Source organism: Candidatus Accumulibacter phosphatis, assembly GCF_000024165.1.
In the GTDB taxonomy this organism is placed as follows: domain Bacteria; phylum Pseudomonadota; class Gammaproteobacteria; order Burkholderiales; family Rhodocyclaceae; genus Accumulibacter; species Accumulibacter phosphatis.
In genome coordinates, this window is the sequence record NC_013194.1 from 4,440,561 (window position 1) to 4,457,109 (window position 16,549).

General features: G+C 65.8%; 10 protein-coding genes. 3 read left to right on the forward strand and 7 right to left on the reverse strand.

Features of this window, described 5'->3' with window-relative positions; all coding sequences use genetic code 11:
* Positions 1-30: 30 nt before the first annotated feature.
* From cphA to CAP2UW1_RS19305, 5 genes are all read right to left on the reverse strand, one after another.
* Positions 31-2,613 (reverse strand): cyanophycin synthetase, encoded by a 2,583-nt coding sequence (cphA, locus tag CAP2UW1_RS19285; protein ID WP_015768303.1) that lies wholly within the window; start codon positions 2,611-2,613, stop codon positions 31-33.
* 71 nt (positions 2,614-2,684) lie between these two features.
* Positions 2,685-4,856, reverse strand: a complete 2,172-nt coding sequence (locus tag CAP2UW1_RS19290) for a cyanophycin synthetase (protein WP_015768304.1) — start codon at positions 4,854-4,856, stop codon at positions 2,685-2,687.
* Between the two features lie 145 nt (positions 4,857-5,001).
* Positions 5,002-5,475 (reverse strand): cyanophycin metabolism-associated DUF1854 family protein, encoded by a 474-nt coding sequence (locus CAP2UW1_RS19295; RefSeq protein ID WP_015768305.1) that lies wholly within the window; start codon positions 5,473-5,475, stop codon positions 5,002-5,004.
* A complete protein-coding gene (locus CAP2UW1_RS19300; protein ID WP_049778612.1) occupies positions 5,472-7,805 on the reverse strand; it encodes a cyanophycin metabolism-associated ABC transporter in 2,334 nt (777 codons plus the stop codon). Before CAP2UW1_RS19300 ends, CAP2UW1_RS19295 begins: the two co-directional genes overlap by 4 nt.
* Positions 7,806-7,920: 115 nt before the next feature.
* The gene (locus CAP2UW1_RS19305) at positions 7,921-8,676 is read right to left on the reverse strand and encodes a fused MFS/spermidine synthase (RefSeq protein WP_015768307.1); all 756 of its coding nucleotides are present in this window, start codon (positions 8,674-8,676) and stop codon (positions 7,921-7,923) included.
* A gap of 212 nt (positions 8,677-8,888) precedes the next feature.
* Between CAP2UW1_RS19305 and CAP2UW1_RS19310 the strand changes: the two genes are divergently transcribed.
* Positions 8,889-9,764, forward strand: coding sequence for an adenylate/guanylate cyclase domain-containing protein (locus CAP2UW1_RS19310; protein ID WP_015768308.1), 876 nt, complete (start codon positions 8,889-8,891; stop codon positions 9,762-9,764).
* A 66-nt stretch (positions 9,765-9,830) separates the two neighbouring features.
* Here CAP2UW1_RS19310 and CAP2UW1_RS19315 read toward each other — a convergent pair whose 3' ends face one another.
* Complete coding sequence (locus CAP2UW1_RS19315; RefSeq protein WP_015768309.1) at positions 9,831-12,359, reverse strand: DEAD/DEAH box helicase; 2,529 nt, start codon at positions 12,357-12,359, stop codon at positions 9,831-9,833.
* 102 nt (positions 12,360-12,461) lie between these two features.
* Complete coding sequence (locus CAP2UW1_RS19320) at positions 12,462-14,786, reverse strand: Tex family protein (RefSeq protein ID WP_015768310.1); 2,325 nt, start codon at positions 14,784-14,786, stop codon at positions 12,462-12,464.
* Between the two features lie 198 nt (positions 14,787-14,984).
* Between CAP2UW1_RS19320 and thrH the strand changes: the two genes are divergently transcribed.
* Both thrH and purU read left to right on the forward strand, forming a co-directional pair.
* On the forward strand, positions 14,985-15,602 hold the full coding sequence (gene thrH, locus CAP2UW1_RS19325; protein WP_015768311.1) for a bifunctional phosphoserine phosphatase/homoserine phosphotransferase ThrH: 618 nt from the start codon (positions 14,985-14,987) through the stop codon (positions 15,600-15,602).
* Positions 15,603-15,614: 12 nt separating this feature from the next.
* The gene (gene purU / locus CAP2UW1_RS19330) at positions 15,615-16,484 is read left to right on the forward strand and encodes a formyltetrahydrofolate deformylase (protein WP_015768312.1); all 870 of its coding nucleotides are present in this window, start codon (positions 15,615-15,617) and stop codon (positions 16,482-16,484) included.
* The last annotated feature ends 65 nt before the right edge of the window (positions 16,485-16,549 follow it).

Below are 16,549 nucleotides of genomic sequence, written 5' to 3' on the forward strand. Positions count from 1 at the left end.
CCGTGCCGCAGGTGAGGGTCGTGACGCCTCCTACCCCTCGGCAAGCCGCCTGGCGATATGGTCGAGAGCCTCCTCGATCTGATCGATCAGGATAAGGCACAGGTCACCCGCCTGCAATTCCGCCAGCGCCGTGTCGATGGCGAGAAACTCGCCGTGGATTTCCTGTATCTCGGAGGCTCGCCGAGCGCTCTGCAGGCCCTGTTGCAGCAAGGCCAGGACTTCGCCGTCAGCGCGACCGCGTTGGCACTGATCCTGATAAAGCACGACCCGATCGAAGGCGCTCCCAAGGATCTCGGTCTGTCGGCGAATGTCTTCGTCGCGCCGATCACCCGCACCGCTGATGACCACCGAGCGCTTGCTGCCGGGGCCTGACGGCAGGTTGTCGACGGCGTTGACCAGGGCCTGAATGGCGTCCGGGTTGTGGCCATAGTCGGCAATCAGCGTGGCACCGCGATAACTGAACACGTTGAAGCGGCCGGGTGCGGTCTGTGCATCGTTGACGAAGCTGGCCAGGCCGCTGCGAATCGTCGCCCAGTCCACGCCCAGCGCCCAGGCGGCGGCGACCGCCGCCATGGCGTTTTCCACCTGGAAGCCGATGGCGCCCTTCTGGGTGACCGGGATGGCGGCCAGCGCGAGCCGATGTTCGACACCGCCGCCTGAGGCGACGAGCGCATCCCCGTCCCGGTAGACGACGCGTTTGCGCTGCGCTCGGTGCATGGCCATCAGCGGATGATTGCGGTCGCAGGCGAAGAAGGTGACGGTTCCCGGGCAGGAATCGGCCATCCGCGCCACCATCGGATCGGCGGCATTGAGGACAGCGACGCCGGACACGGGCGTGACGTTCTGGACGATGACGCGTTTCACCACCGAAAGGTCTTCGACCGTGCTGATGTAGGAAAGCCCAAGGTGATCGCCAAGGCCGATATTGGTGACTACCGCGACATCGCAACGGTCGAAGCCGAGGCCTTCGCGCAGCACTCCGCCGCGCGCCGTTTCGAGCACCGCCGCGTCCACGCCGGGGTGCAAGAGGACGTTCCTGGCGCTCTTCGGGCCGCTGCAATCGCCGGTGTCGATGCGCCGACCCTCGACGTAGACGCCGTCGGTCGTCGTCATGCCGACACGCAGGCCCTGCTCGCCCAGAATGCTGGCGATCAGGCGAACGGTGGTCGTCTTGCCGTTGGTTCCCGCCACAGCAACCAGAGGAATGCGCGCGTCGTCGCCATCGGCAAACATGCTGGCGATGATGGCTTCACCGACCGGGCGCCCCTTGCCGAACGACGGTTGCAGGTGCATGCGCAGCCCTGGCGCCGCGTTGATTTCGACGATGCCGCCGCCCTGGGCTTCGAGGGGGCGCAGGACGCTGTCGCAAACCACGTCGACGCCGGCGATGTCGAGGCCGATCGTCTGGGCAGCAGCGATCGCCTGGGCCGCGAACTCGGGATGGACGTCGTCGGTCACGTCGGTCGCGGTGCCGCCGGTCGACAGATTGGCGTTGTTGCGCAGAACCACGCGCCTGCCCCGTGCAGGCACGGACTCCGCCGTCAGTCCGGCGCTCGTCAGGCGGGCCAGCGCCACCTCATCGAGACGAATCCGGGTGAGTGAGGTGGCGTGGCCTTCACCACGCCGCGGGTCGAGGTTAACACGCTCGACCAACTGGCGGATGCTGTGGACGCCGTCGCCGATAACCAGCGGTGGGTCGCGGCGGGCAGCGGCGACGACCTTGTCGCCGACCACCAGCAAGCGGTAGTCGTGACCCGGCAGATAGCGCTCGACGAGGACTTCGTCGCTGACCTCGAAGGCGATCGCGTAGGCGGCTTCGATCTGTTCGCGGGTGGCCAGGTTGACGGCGACGCCCTTGCCCTGGTTGCCGTCCTGCGGCTTGACGACGACCGGGCAACCGATCTCGCAGGCAGCGGCCCAGGCGTCCTCGGCGCTGAGCACCGGCCGCCCGCTCGGAACCGGCACACCCGCCGCATGCAGCAGAACCTTGCTGAGTTCCTTGTCCTGGGCGATCGATTCGGCAACCGCGCTGGTGCGGTCGGTTTCCGCCGCCTGTATGCGCCGCTGGCGGCTGCCCCAGCCGAACTGGACCATGCTGCCTTCAGTAAGCCGGCGGTAGGGAATCCGGCGCGCCACCGCCGCATAGACGATGGCCCCGGTGCTCGGGCCCAGGCGGACATCCTCGTCGAGTTCGCGCAGACGGTCGAGCGCCTCATCGAGGTCGAAGGCGGCATTCTCGCCGGCCGCCCGGCAGAGATCCTCGGCGAGCTCGAAAGCCAACCGGCCCACCGCCTCTTCGCTGTATTCGACAACCACCTGATACGTGCCGACCTCGACGGTCTGTGCCGTGCGGCTGAACGTCACCGGGCAGCCCGCCTGCGCCTGCAGGCCGAGCGCCGCAAACTCGAGCGCCTGCGCCATGGAGACCGCTTCGTCATGACCGAGCGGTCGCAGCATGGCGAGTTCCGGGAAGCGCTCGCGCAGTCGCGTTTCGAAACCCGGCAGGTTGTCGATGTTGCGCTCATCTTCGGTACAGCAGACGATCGCCTCAATCGCCGTATGGCGGCTCCAGAGATTGGGACCACGCAGAGCGCGGATACGCGAAACTTGCATTGACGTTTTCCTCTTTCGGGTTCAGCCCGGAGCGGCTTGGGGATCGGCGGAATGATCGACGGCGTGCCGACTCAGGTGATGGTGAAGGTTTCCAGGCCGGTGCGTATCAGCTCGGGTGCGATGCCGAGCGCCCATGCCGCGCCGGCGGCAGCAAGGATGTTCTCGACCTGGCCGCTGCCAGGCTCGATGCCGGTGAGTGGTACACCTTCGAGGTTGACGATCGCCTGCTCGTCCAAGCCGCGGGCGAGCACCACCTTGCCGTTGCGCACGAAAACGCTCCGCCTGCCTTGCGTCCGGTGCTCGACGAGCGTCGGCAAGTCGGGGTCGGCAGCAAAGAAGATGACCTCGCCATCGCACAGCGACGCCATGTCGACCAGCATCGGCTGGGTGGCGTTGAGTACTGCCGCACCGGTCGGCAGCACCAGATCGACCTGTGTGCGGAGAACGGTGAACACCTGCTCGGGGGTGCCGATGTCGTGACGGCCGAAGTGCTGTGCGGCGTCGACGTTGGTAACCACGCCGATCTGGCAGCGGTCGTAGGCGAGGCCTTCGCCGAGAATCGTGTCCGTCCCGTTCTCGAAGACGGCCGCGTCGACGGCGCGGTTCATCAGGATGCGGTGCGCGGAGCCCCAGTTGGCGCTGTCTCCCTGGGCGATGCAGCGCCGATCGACATACAGCCCCTGGCTGCAGGCGAGACCCGTATGCTGGCCGGCAAGCGTCAGAAAGCGAGCGATCAGGCGGGCAACGGTGGTCTTGCCGAAGCTGCCGGTGACCCCGACGATGGGAATCCGGCCGTCGTCGCCATTGGGAAACAGTTCATCGACGATGGCGCGACCGACCGGGCGAGGCTGGCCGGTTTCGGGCTTCAGGTGCATCAACAGGCCCGGACCGGCATTGACCTCGACAATGGCGCCGCGCTGTCCGTCGAGCGGCCGGGAAATATCCTCGCAAACGAGGTCAACGCCGGCGATGTCGAGTCCGACGATGCGTGCGGCGAGGGAGACCGTGGCCGCGGTGTCCGGATGCACGAGGTCGGTGACATCGTCGGTGTGGTTGCCGCTGCGCACGATGAGGACTTCACGTCCGGCCGCCGGGATCGAATCCGGGGCGAACCCCTGGCGAGACACCTCGAGACGGGCGACCGGGTTGTCGGCGAGATCGATGATGTCGAGCGGAAACTCTTCGGCCGCACCCCGGCGGGGATCCGAATTGATCTGCTGGTCGATCAGTTCGTTGATCGTTGCCTTGCCGTCACCGACGACCTTGGCGATCTCGCCACGGGCGGCGGCGGCGAGCTTGCCGCCGACGACCAGCAGCCGGTGTTCGGAGCCGCGCACGTAACGTTCGACGATGACGCCGCTGCCTTCGACGACGGCCGCCGCATAGGCGGACTCGACTTCCGCACGCGCCATTAGATTGGTAAACACGCCGCGCGCGTGGTTGCCGTCGGATGGTTTGACGACCACCGGAACGCCGATGTCCTCGGCGGCTTCCCAGGCGTCCTCGGCACTCTCCACCAGACGTCCCTCGGGAACCGGCACGCCGCAGGATTGCAGCAGCGTCTTGGTCAGGTCCTTGTCGCGCGAGATGCCCTCGGCAATCGCGCTGGTGCGGTCGGTCTCGGCGGTCCAGATGCGTCGGCTGCGCGCGCCGTAGCCGAGTTGCACGAGATTGCCGGTGGCCAGCAGTCGGATCGCCGGAATGCGACGGTCCTTGGCGGTCGCCGCTTCGACGATGCAGCCCGTACTCGGTCCGAGCAGCTTGCGTTCGGCCATGTCGGCCAGGCGCTCGACGGTCGCGGCAACGTCGAACGGGGTGTCCTGAATGGCCGCCAGCAACAGGTCGCGGCCGGCGTGCAGGCAGGAGCGGGTGACATCGTCGTGCCACGCGCGAACGACCACCTTGTAGACGCCGCGTGTCGACGTCTCCCTTGCCTTGCCGAAGCCTCCAGGCATGCCGGCCAGATTCTGCAGTTCGAGGGTCACGTGTTCGAGGATGTGCGCCGGCCAAGTGCCTTCCTGGACGCGTCGCAAAAACCCGCCCGGTTCGCCGTAGCTGCAGCGATGGTCAGCCAGGGACGGCAGCAGGGCGGTCAGACGCTCATAGAACCCGGGGATGGTGTTCGACGGAAAATCTTCGAGTTCGCCGATATCGACGATCGCCTCGATGACCGGACGGTAGGTCCAGATGTTCGGGCCGCGCAGGTAGCGGATCTCGAGAAACTTGATGTCTTTTGTCTTCATGTCGTCAGTCCAGGCACGGGAAGGTGGCGCGCATTGGCGAGAAATGGGCGGCCGGTCGTCGGGGCCGTGGCCGGGATCTTCGTGGGCATAACGTCCGGTCCGGCAATCGGCTGACCGGCAGGCGATGCCGGTGGCGGACCTGGCCTCACAGGAAACGGTCGAGAAACCGCCGACTCTGCTGGTCGAGTGCATGGCGGTCACGGATCAGGTAGTGAATGCCATGGCTGTCGGCGATCAGCAGTGCCGGCGCCGTCAGGCGGCGGATGTCTTCTTCCCCCTTGAGGATCAGATGCGCGCTGCCACGATCGGTTTGCACCTCCCAGGTACTCGGCGTGGCGAAACTCGAGACGCTGACGATGCGCCTGATCTCGGGCATGAACTCGCGGCGGGCAAGCTCGGTTTCCACCAGGATGCGAAAGTCGTCGGGCAAGTCGCTCAACTGGTCGATCCAGGCGAGTTCCCGGCCGTGCGGATCGACCAGGGCGATACCGTGCTCGGGGGCGGTGATCGGAAAGGCGCGGACCGGCACGACGCCCTCGTGCACTTCGCCGTCGGTGCCGGTGCACTCCAGCCGCCCGAAAGCGTTGCGGCACAATCGATAGGGGGGTGGGTCCATCATTCGCGGTCTCCCTCGTCCTTGGGGTCGACGCGAAGGGTGTGCAACTGGTCTTCGGTGTCGACGTTGCGTGCCTGGGCCTGGTAGAGGCGGTAGTAGTGGCCCTCGCGAGCCATCAATTCATCGTGGCTGCCGGCTTCGACGATGCGGCCACGGTCGAGAACGACCAAGCGGTTGGCATCCCGCAGGGTGGACAGGCGGTGCGCGATGGCAATCGTCGTGCGGCCGCGCACCAGGTTGTCGAGCGCCTTCTGGATCTCCTTCTCGGTCGTCGTGTCGACCGACGAGGTGGCCTCGTCGAGGATGAGGATCGGCGGGTCGATAAGCAGGGCCCGCGCGATCGAGATGCGCTGGCGTTCACCGCCCGACAGCGCCTGGCCGCGTTCGCCGACAAGCGAGTCGTAGCCGTGCGGCAGACGCAGGATGAACTCGTGGGCGTGCGCGGCGCGCGCGGCGGCGATGATTTCGCACCGCGTCGCCGTGGGTCTGCCGTAGGCGATGTTCTCGGCAATGGTGCCGAAGAACAGGAAGGGCTCCTGCAGCACCAGGCCGATGTTTTTGCGGTACTCGGCGACCGGTATCGAACGGACGTCCACGCCGTCGATCAGGATCGCTCCTTCGGTGACGTCGTAGAAGCGCGAGATCAGGTTGACCAGGGTACTCTTGCCGGAGCCACTGTGGCCGACGAGGCCGACCATCTCGCCCGGCTCGATGACGATGCTGATGTCGCGGGTGACGCTGCGCGTCCCGTAGCGGAAGCCGACGCTGCGCAGTTCGATGCGGCCGGAGACGCTGGGCAGGTGCACCGGATTGATCGGCTCGGGAACGCTCGACACGTGGTCGAGGATGTCGAAGATTCGCTTGGCGCCGGCGGCTGCCTTCTGCGTCACCGAGACGATACGGCTCATCGAGTCGAGGCGCAGGTAGAAGCGGCTGATGTAGGCGAGGAAGGCGGTGAGCACGCCGACGGTGATCTGGTCCTTGGCGATCTGCCAGATGCCGAAAGCCCAGACGATGAGCAGGCCGAGTTCGGTAAGCAGGGTGACGGTCGGCGAAAACAGTGACCAGACCTTGTTGACCCGGTCATTGACGTCCAGATTGTGCGCATTGGCGGCGCGGAAGCGCGCCGCTTCGCGTTGCTCCTGGGCAAAGGCCTTGACCACCCGGATGCCGGGGATCGTGTCGGCGAGCACGTTGGTCACCTCCGCCCAGACTCGGTCTACTCTTTCGAAACCGGTGCGCAGCCGTTCGCGAACCACATGGATCAGCCAGGCGATGATCGGCAGCGGCAACAGGGTCACCGCGGCCAGCCAGGGGTCGATCGATACCAGGATGGCCGTCGTCATGACGATCATCAGCACGTCGGTGGCAAAGTCGAGCAGGTGCAGCGAAATGAAGATGTTGATGCGGTCGGTCTCCGAGCCGATGCGCGCCATCAGGTCGCCGGTACGCTTGCCGCCGAAGTATTCCTGCGACAGCTTCAGCAGATGCTCGTAGGTGGTCGTGCGCAGGTCGGCGCCAATGCGCTCGGACACCAGCGCAAGTATGTAGGTGCGGCCCCAGCCGAGCACCCAGGCCACCAGCGACGAGCCGAGCAGGCCCGACAGATAGAGCGCGACCAGCCCGGGGTCGATCGCCTTGCCGTTCTGGTAAGGGATCAGCACGTTGTCCATCAGCGGCATCGTCAGATAGGGGGCCACCAGGGTCGCTGCCGTGGTCAACAGAGACAGCAGGAAGCCGGCAAGCAGTTGCCCCCGGTAGGGGCGGGCAAAGCGTCCCAGGCGCAACAGGGTCCACGTCGACGGGGGTTCGTGGATCTCCTTGCTGCACACCGGGCACTCTTCCTGGCCGGCGAGCAGCGGTGTCTCACAGTTCGGGCACAGCGCGAGCGCGGATACGGCCGGGATTTCCCCGGTCAGTCGGAAGCTGAGCTGGCGGGCGAAGTGATCGACCAGACGCCCGGCGGCAACATCGCTGCCGAGGGTGTAGCGCCAATGCCCGAGCAGCGAACTGGCGTCACACAGTTCGAGGGTGCCGACACCGGCGTGATCGCGGCGCGCCAGCGTCAGGCCGCGCCGGTAGTTCCAGGCCTGCCACTGCGTGTCGTCGGCCGACATCGCCAGCAGCCGCTCGCTGGTGACAATGATCATCCCGGGAGCGAAGCGCAACGATGCATCGAGGTCGATCGCCAGCCAGGCGAGCAGTCTCTCGTCTTCGGCCAGTGCCATGCCGGCAGCCTGCAGGCGTGCCGACCAGTCGGCCGGCAGCGCCGGTGGCGACGGTCCACCAAGGGTCGCCGCTGGCAACGCGGATGAAAGATCGGGTCGAGTCATGGCTTGGCCGATTCTTGAACGGGTCTGCGGGGCACGCAAAGGCCGCAAGTATACTCGTCATGCCTGTCCACATGGCGTTGTCCGGGTCCCGGGCAACGCTTCAGGCGCATGGACCTCAGAGGGTAAGCCGATCGCTGGCCAGACAGTGGGCCTTCTGCAGGCCGGCGATGGTCGGCAACAGGTTCAGCCCGGTGGCCTGCCTGCACTGCGTGGCGCGGGCCAGCAAGTCGACGAAGGGAAGATCCACCGGATCGCCGGCGGTGGCGAAGGCGATCGTATTGCCGCCATCGCAGGAGGGAAAGAGCACTGCGCGGCCGTCGAAGGCGCGGCCGATACGCTCGGCGCTGGCCTGGAAACCACGCTCGCGGCCGAGCAGGTTGATCGCCAGTAGTCCCTCGTCGCTCAAGCGAGCGCGGCAGGCCTGGTAAAATGGCAGGGTGTCAAGGACCCCGGCGCGCGCGTTCCGGTCGAAGCCGTCAACCAGGATGTAGTCGTAGAGTGCGCCGCCCCGGAGCATGTATTCGGCGCCGTCGGCAATGACGATGCGCAGTCGCAATGGGTCGTCGGGCAACTTGAAATGCAGTCGGGCGACGAGTTCGACCTGCGGATCGATCTCGACCACGGTGATCTGCGTGGCCGGCAACTGGCGATGAATGAACTTGGCCAGCGACCCGGCGCCGAGACCGATGAGCAGGGCCGCGCGGGGCCAGGGCGGGTCGCGCAGCAGCAATCCGGCCATCATCTCGCGCGTGTAGATCAGTTCGAGCGCATACGGGCGTTGCACGCGCATCGCTCCCTGCACCCACGTGGAAGCGAAATGGAGATAGCGTACGCCAGCCTGCTCGCTGACTTCGATGGTGTTGCGTGCCATGGGACGGTCGGAGGTTCGTTTTCGCGGGAGCGTCCGGGAGCGACGGCGTCTGAACTATAATCGCGCCACGCCTCGCCTGGTTTGGCATGCGGAGGTGGCCGACAAGCTGCGGTATCCCGAAGTGGCCGGCCGGGCGTTTGGCGCGCGGGCCGTACTTGCTTCGCGTCCGCCAGGCGCTATGATACTTGCCGATACGAGGTCAAAGGGCAAAAATGGAACAGGCGGTTCTCTTCGCCGACATCACCGGTAGCACCAGGCTCTACGAAACGATCGGCGACAGCGCTGCGAAGCGGTTGGTGGACGCTTGTCTCGGTGTGCTTCGCGCCGTCACCGCCGAGTTCGGCGGGCGCGTCATCAAGACGATCGGCGATGAGTTGATGTGCGTCTTTCCGAGCCCGGACGCGGTGGCGCAGGCGGCATGCGAGATGCAGAGCCGGATTTCCGAGGATGACTCGGCGACACAGCATGGCCTGTCGATCCGCATCGGTTTCCACGCCGGCCCCCTCATCGAGGAGAGCGGGGATGTGTTCGGCGATGCCGTGAATACGGCGGCGCGGATTACCGACCTGGCCAAGGCCGGTCAGATCATCACCACCGAGGCGGCGGCGCACATGATGTCCCCCGAGCTACGCGATTCGACGCGCGGCATGGGCAGCTTTCCGGTGCGCGGCAAGACCGAGTCGATCGCCATCTGCGAGGTCATCTGGCAGGTCGACAACCTGACGGTGATCACCGGCAGTGTGCCCAACCTGAGCGCGGCGACGATGTTGCTGCAACTCGACTACGTCGATGGCGCGCTGACCTTCAGGCCCGGCGACGAGGCCGTCACGATCGGCCGCGGCTCCGCCTGCACCATCACCCTGCAGGTGCGATGCGCGTCGCGCACGCATGCGCGAATCGAGTTCCGGCGCGACAAGTTCGTGTTGACCGACAGCAGCACCAACGGGACCTACGTTCAGGCCGACGCCGACGGCGAGGTGGTCCTCAACCGGGAGGACTTCATTCTGCGTGGCAGTGGGCGTATCAGCTTGGGCCACAGCAGCACCGAGGGTGGCGCCGATCTGGCCTGGAGCGTCACTTGCGAGTGAAACGGCGGGCGCTGTTGCGATCGCGCCGGCCCGGGCAGGTACGGTAATCGGTCTCCCGGATCGCGCCTATCGCCGATCGCCCAGCAGGCTCAGCAGTCCTTCGGCGAGGCGTTGCACGCTCTGCGGCTCGGGCATGGGCAACTTGAGGTAGCGCTGCCCGGTGGCCGGGTCGGTTTGTATCCAGGGCGACTGACGCTCGCCCTGCGCGGCTGCGGCCAACTCGCCGAGCAGTTGCGCGCCGGCTGCCAGTAGCGGCGCCCACGGATCGGCGGCGACCGGCTTGGGCGTGCTCGCGGTGGCCGATTGATCCGGCGTCACGCTGCCGAGGTCGGCGGTGGGTTGGCCGGCAGCGGCGCCGGTTGGGGCCGCCGCCCTCGCCTCGACGAGTTCCTCGGCCTCGCCGCCGGGTTCTGCTTCCGGCATCGCGTCCAGCGGTTGAACACCCTGGTTGTCGTCTTCGCTGGCCGCCTCGGTTTCCATCGCGCCGGCAACCTGCTCGACCGTCTCCATGAATTTCGACAGGCGGGTGCCTTGCAGGACGATGTCGCTGTCGCCGCCATCGAGGACGCCGGCGAAGAGCGACTGCTTGAAGGCGAGCACGGACAGCATGCCCTCCTCGATGGTTCCCCTGGCGACAAAGTTGATCACCTGCACGCCGCGTGTCTGACCCAGACGATGAACGCGACCGATGCGCTGTTCGAGCACGGCGGGATTCCACGGCAGGTCCATGTTTACCACCACAGCCGCGGCGTGTTGCAGGTTGAGGCCGACGCCGCCGGCGTCGGTACTGAGAAATACCCGGCAGGCAGGATCGTTGTTGAAGCGGTCGACCAGCGCGCCGCGCTTGTCGCCCGGGACGCCGCCGTGGAAGAGAACATGCTGCCAGTCACGGCCGGCGAGGCGGCGGATGATGAGTTCGTGCGTGCGCAACCACTGGCTGAAGACGACGACCTTGGCTTGCGGATCGCTGAAAATGTCGTCGAGCAGAGCGATCAGTTCGTCGGCCTTGAAACCGTCGTCGGTCTGGTGGTCGAGCAGAAAGCTGCTGTTGCAGGACATGCGCATGTTCTGCAAGGCGCAGTGCAAACGCAGCTGGTCCTTCTCCGAGAGGAAACCGGTGTGCCGCCAGCGATGAACGATCCGCGCCACCTGGGCACGGTTTTCCTCGTGGTGGTCGGCTTGCAAAGGCGTCATCGGCATGAACAGGGTGTTGTCGACACGTTCGGGGAGTTGTTCGAGAACTTCCGCCTTGCGCCGGCGCAGCATGATCGGTGCCAGCGTTTCGCCGATCCGGTGCAGGTCGCGGTAGCCGATGACGCGACCACGCTCATCGCGCTGCTGGTGTTCGTCGAGCAGACGCCAGGTCGGCCCCAGGCGGTGCTGATCGACGAACTGGACGATCGAGATCAGCTCTTCGAGCCGGTTCTCGAGCGGCGTGCCGGTGAGCACCACCGCGTAGGGGCTGTCGATCTGCTTGAGCGCTCGCGCGGCGATCGTGTTCCAGTTCTTGATGCGCTGGGCTTCGTCGACGATCACCAGGTCCGGTGCCCAGGCTTCGATCAGGTCGAGGTCGCGGCTGACCGTTTCGTAGTTGGTGATCTTGCAGAAGTCGTCCTGGGCGTAGCGCGCCTGGCGAATGGCGCGCAGGCCGCCAATGACCGTCGCGCGGCGCTCGGTGAAGCGCGCGATCTCGCGCTCCCACTGGTGCTTGAGCGAGGTCGGGCAGACGATCAGCACGCGTGCGGCGGCGAAATGACGGGCAAAAATCTCCATCGCGGCGAGCGCCTGGACGGTCTTGCCGAGGCCCATCTCGTCGCCGATCAGGGCACGCCCGGCGCGCGCGGCGAACAGTGCGCCGGCACGCTGGTAGGGATAGAGCGCGACTTTCAGCAGTGTCGCCAGCCCAGGACTGTCGGCGCCCTGTGGGTAGGCGTCGGCGAGGGCTTGTCGGCGTATCTCGGCGTCGCGGACTTCGGCAACGTAGGCGAGCGCGTCCTCATCGCAGCGTAACTCGTGGCCCGTTGCGCGCACCTGGTCGACGAGGGCCGGCAGATCGGCGAAGTGTTGCGGCGAGAGCTGCCAGCCGTGGGCGTGATCGAACAACTGCCGCACCATCGGCTGCAGGGCGATGGGGAATTCGCTGCCGAGACGCAGGCGAACCCGTCGCTGCCCGGCATAGTCCAGGAAGAGTTCGCTGAACGATCCCTGGAAGCCGGCGGCGAGGGCCTTGCTGCCGCCCGCCTGGGCCGTCAACTGGGCGAGGGCGAACTCGACGTGCTTGCAGGTGCCCAGGTCGTTGGTCGCGAAGTCCGGACACGAGCAGTGGTTGTCACCGGGAAGCCGGCCGCGAATCACCACGCGGTAGCGTCGGCGGCTGGCCGGGTTGAACACCGCGAACTCGGAGAACACCGGGTCGTCGCCGAGGTTCTCGAGGGCAAACGGCTGCTCGCGGCCGAACTGTCGGCGCAACGCCCGCTGCCACTCGTCGACCGGCAGGTCGGCGGGTTTGCGCTGGCGAGAGAGGCGAGGTTCGGCAGCGCCTCGGGCGGCCGCCTTGCGGCCTCGGGTACTGGCTTTTCCGGGTGTCGTGGGCATGGTGTCGGTAAGCGTGCGGGCTGGTCGGAGGGTTCTGCGGGAGACCGCGCTGGTGGCTGGCGGATTCGCTATTGTAGCGGAGGCGGGCGAGTGCCGACCGGCTCAGCGTTTCAGCCGGGCAAAGGCACTGGCCATGGCGCCTGTCGGCGCAGGCTGGCTGTGCTGGTGCTGCCGGGCCCTGGCCGAGGCCGGTGCGGCAGCAGCCGTCGAAGCCGTCGGCACCTCGTCGGCGAGTCGCATGCTCAGCGCAATGCGCTGGCGCGCCAGGTCGACCTCGAGCACCTTGACTTTGACTACGTCGCCGGCCTTGACGACGGCGCGCGGATCCTTGACGAAGCGGTCGGCGATGGCCGAGATATGCACCAGACCGTCCTGATGCACGCCGATGTCGACAAAGGCACCGAAGTTGGCGACGTTGGTGACGACGCCTTCGAGGATCATTCCCGGCTGCAGATCCTTGACCTGCTCGACGCCTTCCCGGAACGTCGCCGCCCGAAACTCCGGGCGCGGGTCGCGGCCGGGTTTCTCGAGTTCCCGGAGGATGTCGCGGACGGTGGGCAGGCCAAACTTGTCGTCGATGAATCTTTCCGGTTCCAGCGTTCTGAGCATGCGCGAGTCGCCGATGATGTCGCGGATGCTCTTCCTGAGGTCGGCGAGAATACGTTCGACGAGCGGATAGGCTTCCGGGTGTACCGCCGAGCCGTCGAGCGGGTTGTCACTTTCGTTGACGCGCAGGAAGCCGGCGGCCAGTTCGAAGGTCTTCTCGCCGAGGCGAGGCACCGCCCTGAGTGCCTGCCGGTTGGCGAAGGCGCCATGCGTGTCGCGGTGGGCAACGATGTTTGCCGCCAGCGTCGGGCTGAGTCCCGAGACTCGGGTCAGCAGCGGCGCCGAGGCGGTATTGACGTCGACACCGACGGCGTTCACGCAGTCCTCGACCACAGCGTTGAGCGCTCTCGCCAGCCGGGTCTGGCTGACGTCGTGTTGGTACTGGCCGACACCGATCGACTTGGGATCGATCTTCACCAGTTCGGCCAGCGGATCCTGCAAGCGGCGGGCAATCGAAACGGCGCCGCGCAGGCTGACGTCGATGTCCGGGAATTCACGCGAGGCGTACTCCGATGCGGAATAGACCGAAGCGCCGGCCTCGGAAACCACCATCTTGCGCAAGTGCAGTGCCGGCTGCTGGCGGATCAGGTCGGCGACGAGGCGGTCGGTTTCGCGCGAGGCCGTGCCGTTGCCTATGCTGATCAGGTCGACCCGATGTCTAGCCGCCAGCCCGGCCAGCGTGTGCAGCGAACCGTCCCAGTCACGGCGAGGTTCATGCGGGTAGATTGTGGCGGTGTCGAGCAGCTTGCCCGTAGCATCGACGACGGCGACCTTGACGCCCGTGCGCAGTCCGGGATCGAGACCCATGGTCGCGTGTTTGCCGGCGGGTGCGGCAAGCAGGAGGTCCTTGAGATTGGCACCGAAGACGCGGATCGCTTCGGCCTCGGCGCGCTCGCGCAGCGCGTTCATCAGTTCCAGTTCGAGATGCAAGGAGATCTTGATTCGCCAGGCCCAGCGTACCGTGTCGGCGAGCCAGCGGTCGGCCGGCCGGCCCCGGTCCACGATGCCGTAGCGCCGCGCCAGGCGCGCTTCGCAGGGGTTGGGGCCGCCACTGGCCTTGTCGTCGACATCGCTGTCGAGTAGCAGAGCCAGTTGCAGCATGTCTTCGTTGCGTCCGCGCAGGAGCGCCAGGGCGCGATGGGAGGGGATGGCGGCGATCGCTTCCGAGTAGGCAAAATAGTCCCGGAACTTGGCCGCTTCGCTTTCCTTGCCGACGACGACCGTCGACTTCACGACCCCGTGCGCTTCGAGGTAAGCACGTAGCTCGCCGAGCAGTTCGGCGTCTTCGGCGAACTGCTCCATCAGGATCTGGCGGGCCCCGTCGAGGACGCTGCGCGCATCGGCAAAACCGGCTTCGCCATTCAGGTAGCGCTCCGCTTCTTCTTCGGGCGACAAGCCCGGGTCGGCAAGCAAGGCTTCGGCGAGCGGCGCAAGACCGGCCTCGCGAGCGACTTGCGCCTTGCTGCGTCGCCTGGGCTTGTACGGCAGGTAGAGATCTTCAAGGCGCTGCTTGGTTTCAGCGGCCTTGATCTCGGCGGCCAGTTCCGGGCTGAGCTGTCCCTGTTCGTCGATCGAGTGGAGAATGGCTGTCCGACGTTCTTCCATCTCCCGCAGGTAGGTCAGGCGTTCGTCGAGCAGGCGCAGCTGGATGTCGTCGAGACCGCCGGTGACTTCCTTTCGGTAGCGGGCAATGAAGGGCACCGTGGCGCCTTCGTCGAGTAGCGCGGCGGTGGCCAGAACCTGGGGTGGACGGCAGCCGATTTCCTCGGCAATTCTCCGGGCGATTCTCTCGCTCGTTCGTTCTTCGATCGGTAGCAGCATTGGTGGCAGCATCGGTGGCGACAGTTGAAAGTGGACAGGCGCAAGAAAAGAGAGCGCGCACTATGCGGAATCGGCCGACAAAACTCAAGGACGCGGAGGCCTCAAGGCAGGCATGAGCAGGGCTGTAGTCTGACAAAGCCAAGCCCGTTTGTTAGAATCGCGTCTTTCGGCCAATGCTCGGCCACTGGGAGTTCGCCCGTGCACATCGTTTGCCTCGACCTCGAAGGCGTACTGGTCCCCGAAATCTGGATCGAGTTCGCTACCCGGACCGGAATTCCCGAGTTACGGCTGACCACCCGAGACGAACCCGACTACGACAAGCTGATGAAGTATCGGCTGCGTCTGCTGGCCGAGCACCGGCTTGGCCTCGCCGACATCCAGAGAGTCATTGCTGAAATGGGCCCGCTCGAAGGTGCCCGATCCTTCGTCGATGGACTGCGTGAGAACTACCAGCTGATCATTCTCTCGGATACGTTCTACGAGTTCGCCCACCCGCTGATGCGGCAACTTGGCTGGCCAACGCTCTTCTGCCACAGCCTGGAAGCCGATGCCAGCGGCCGGTTGGTCAACTACCGGCTGCGCATGCCTGACCAGAAACGTGAGGCCGTAAGGCGCCTTAAGGATCTCAGGTTCACGGTCGTCGCAGCGGGCGATTCCTACAATGACACGGCAATGCTCGGCGAAGCGCACGCCGGCATCCTCTTCCACCCACCCGAGAACGTGATCCGCGAGTTCCCGCAGTTCCCGGTGACGCGTTCCTACAGCGAACTGCGTAGCGAGATCGACAAAGCTTTCGTGGCTCGCGCGCCAGCCTAGACAAACCACTCGATGCACTCAAAACGTTTCTACACCTTGTCGGGATCCTGCCCGGATCAGGTCGGCATCATCGCACGCGTCTCGGGTTTCATTGCCCAGCATCAGGGCTGGATCCTCGAGTCGAGCTACCACGCAGACGACGGCGGCGGCAATGACGGCCGCTACTTCATGCGCATGGAAGTCAGAGCTGACTCGCTGCCTTTTCACCTCGCCGAATTCCGCGAACGCTTCCGGCCACTCGCCGAGTCCTTGTCGATGGATTGGCGAATTACCGATTCGGCAGTCAAACGGCGCGTCGTGGTCATGGTCAGCAAGCAGGAGCACTGCCTCTACGACCTGCTCTCACGCTGGCAGTCAAAGGAACTGGACATCGAGATCCCGTGCGTGATATCGAATCACGACGCCTTCAAGGCCCTGGTCGAATGGCACGGCATACCCTTCCACCACGTGCCGGTCAACCCGGACAACCGGCAAGCCGCCTACGACGAAATCCGCCGCATCTACGAAGAAGTCAAGGGTGACACGATGGTCCTCGCGCGCTACATGCAGATTCTGCCCCCCGACCTCTGCGACTGCTACCCGGGGCAGATGATCAACATTCACCACTCCTTCCTGCCCAGCTTCGTCGGTGCCCGCCCCTACCATCAGGCCCACCAGCGCGGCGTCAAGCTGATCGGGGCGACTTGCCACTACGTCACCAAGGACCTGGACCAGGGGCCGATCATCGAGCAGGACGTCATTCGCATCGATCATTCCGACACGATCGACGACATGGTCCGCTACGGAAAGGACATCGAGAAAGCTGTCCTGGCGCGCGGGCTGCGCTACCACCTCGAAGACCGTGTTCTGGTGCATGCCAACAAGACCGTGATCTTCCGCTGAGGCACGCCGACGCGGATGCAGAGCCGATCGCTGCGTACTGCCCAACCGTTGCCGCCGGACAATTG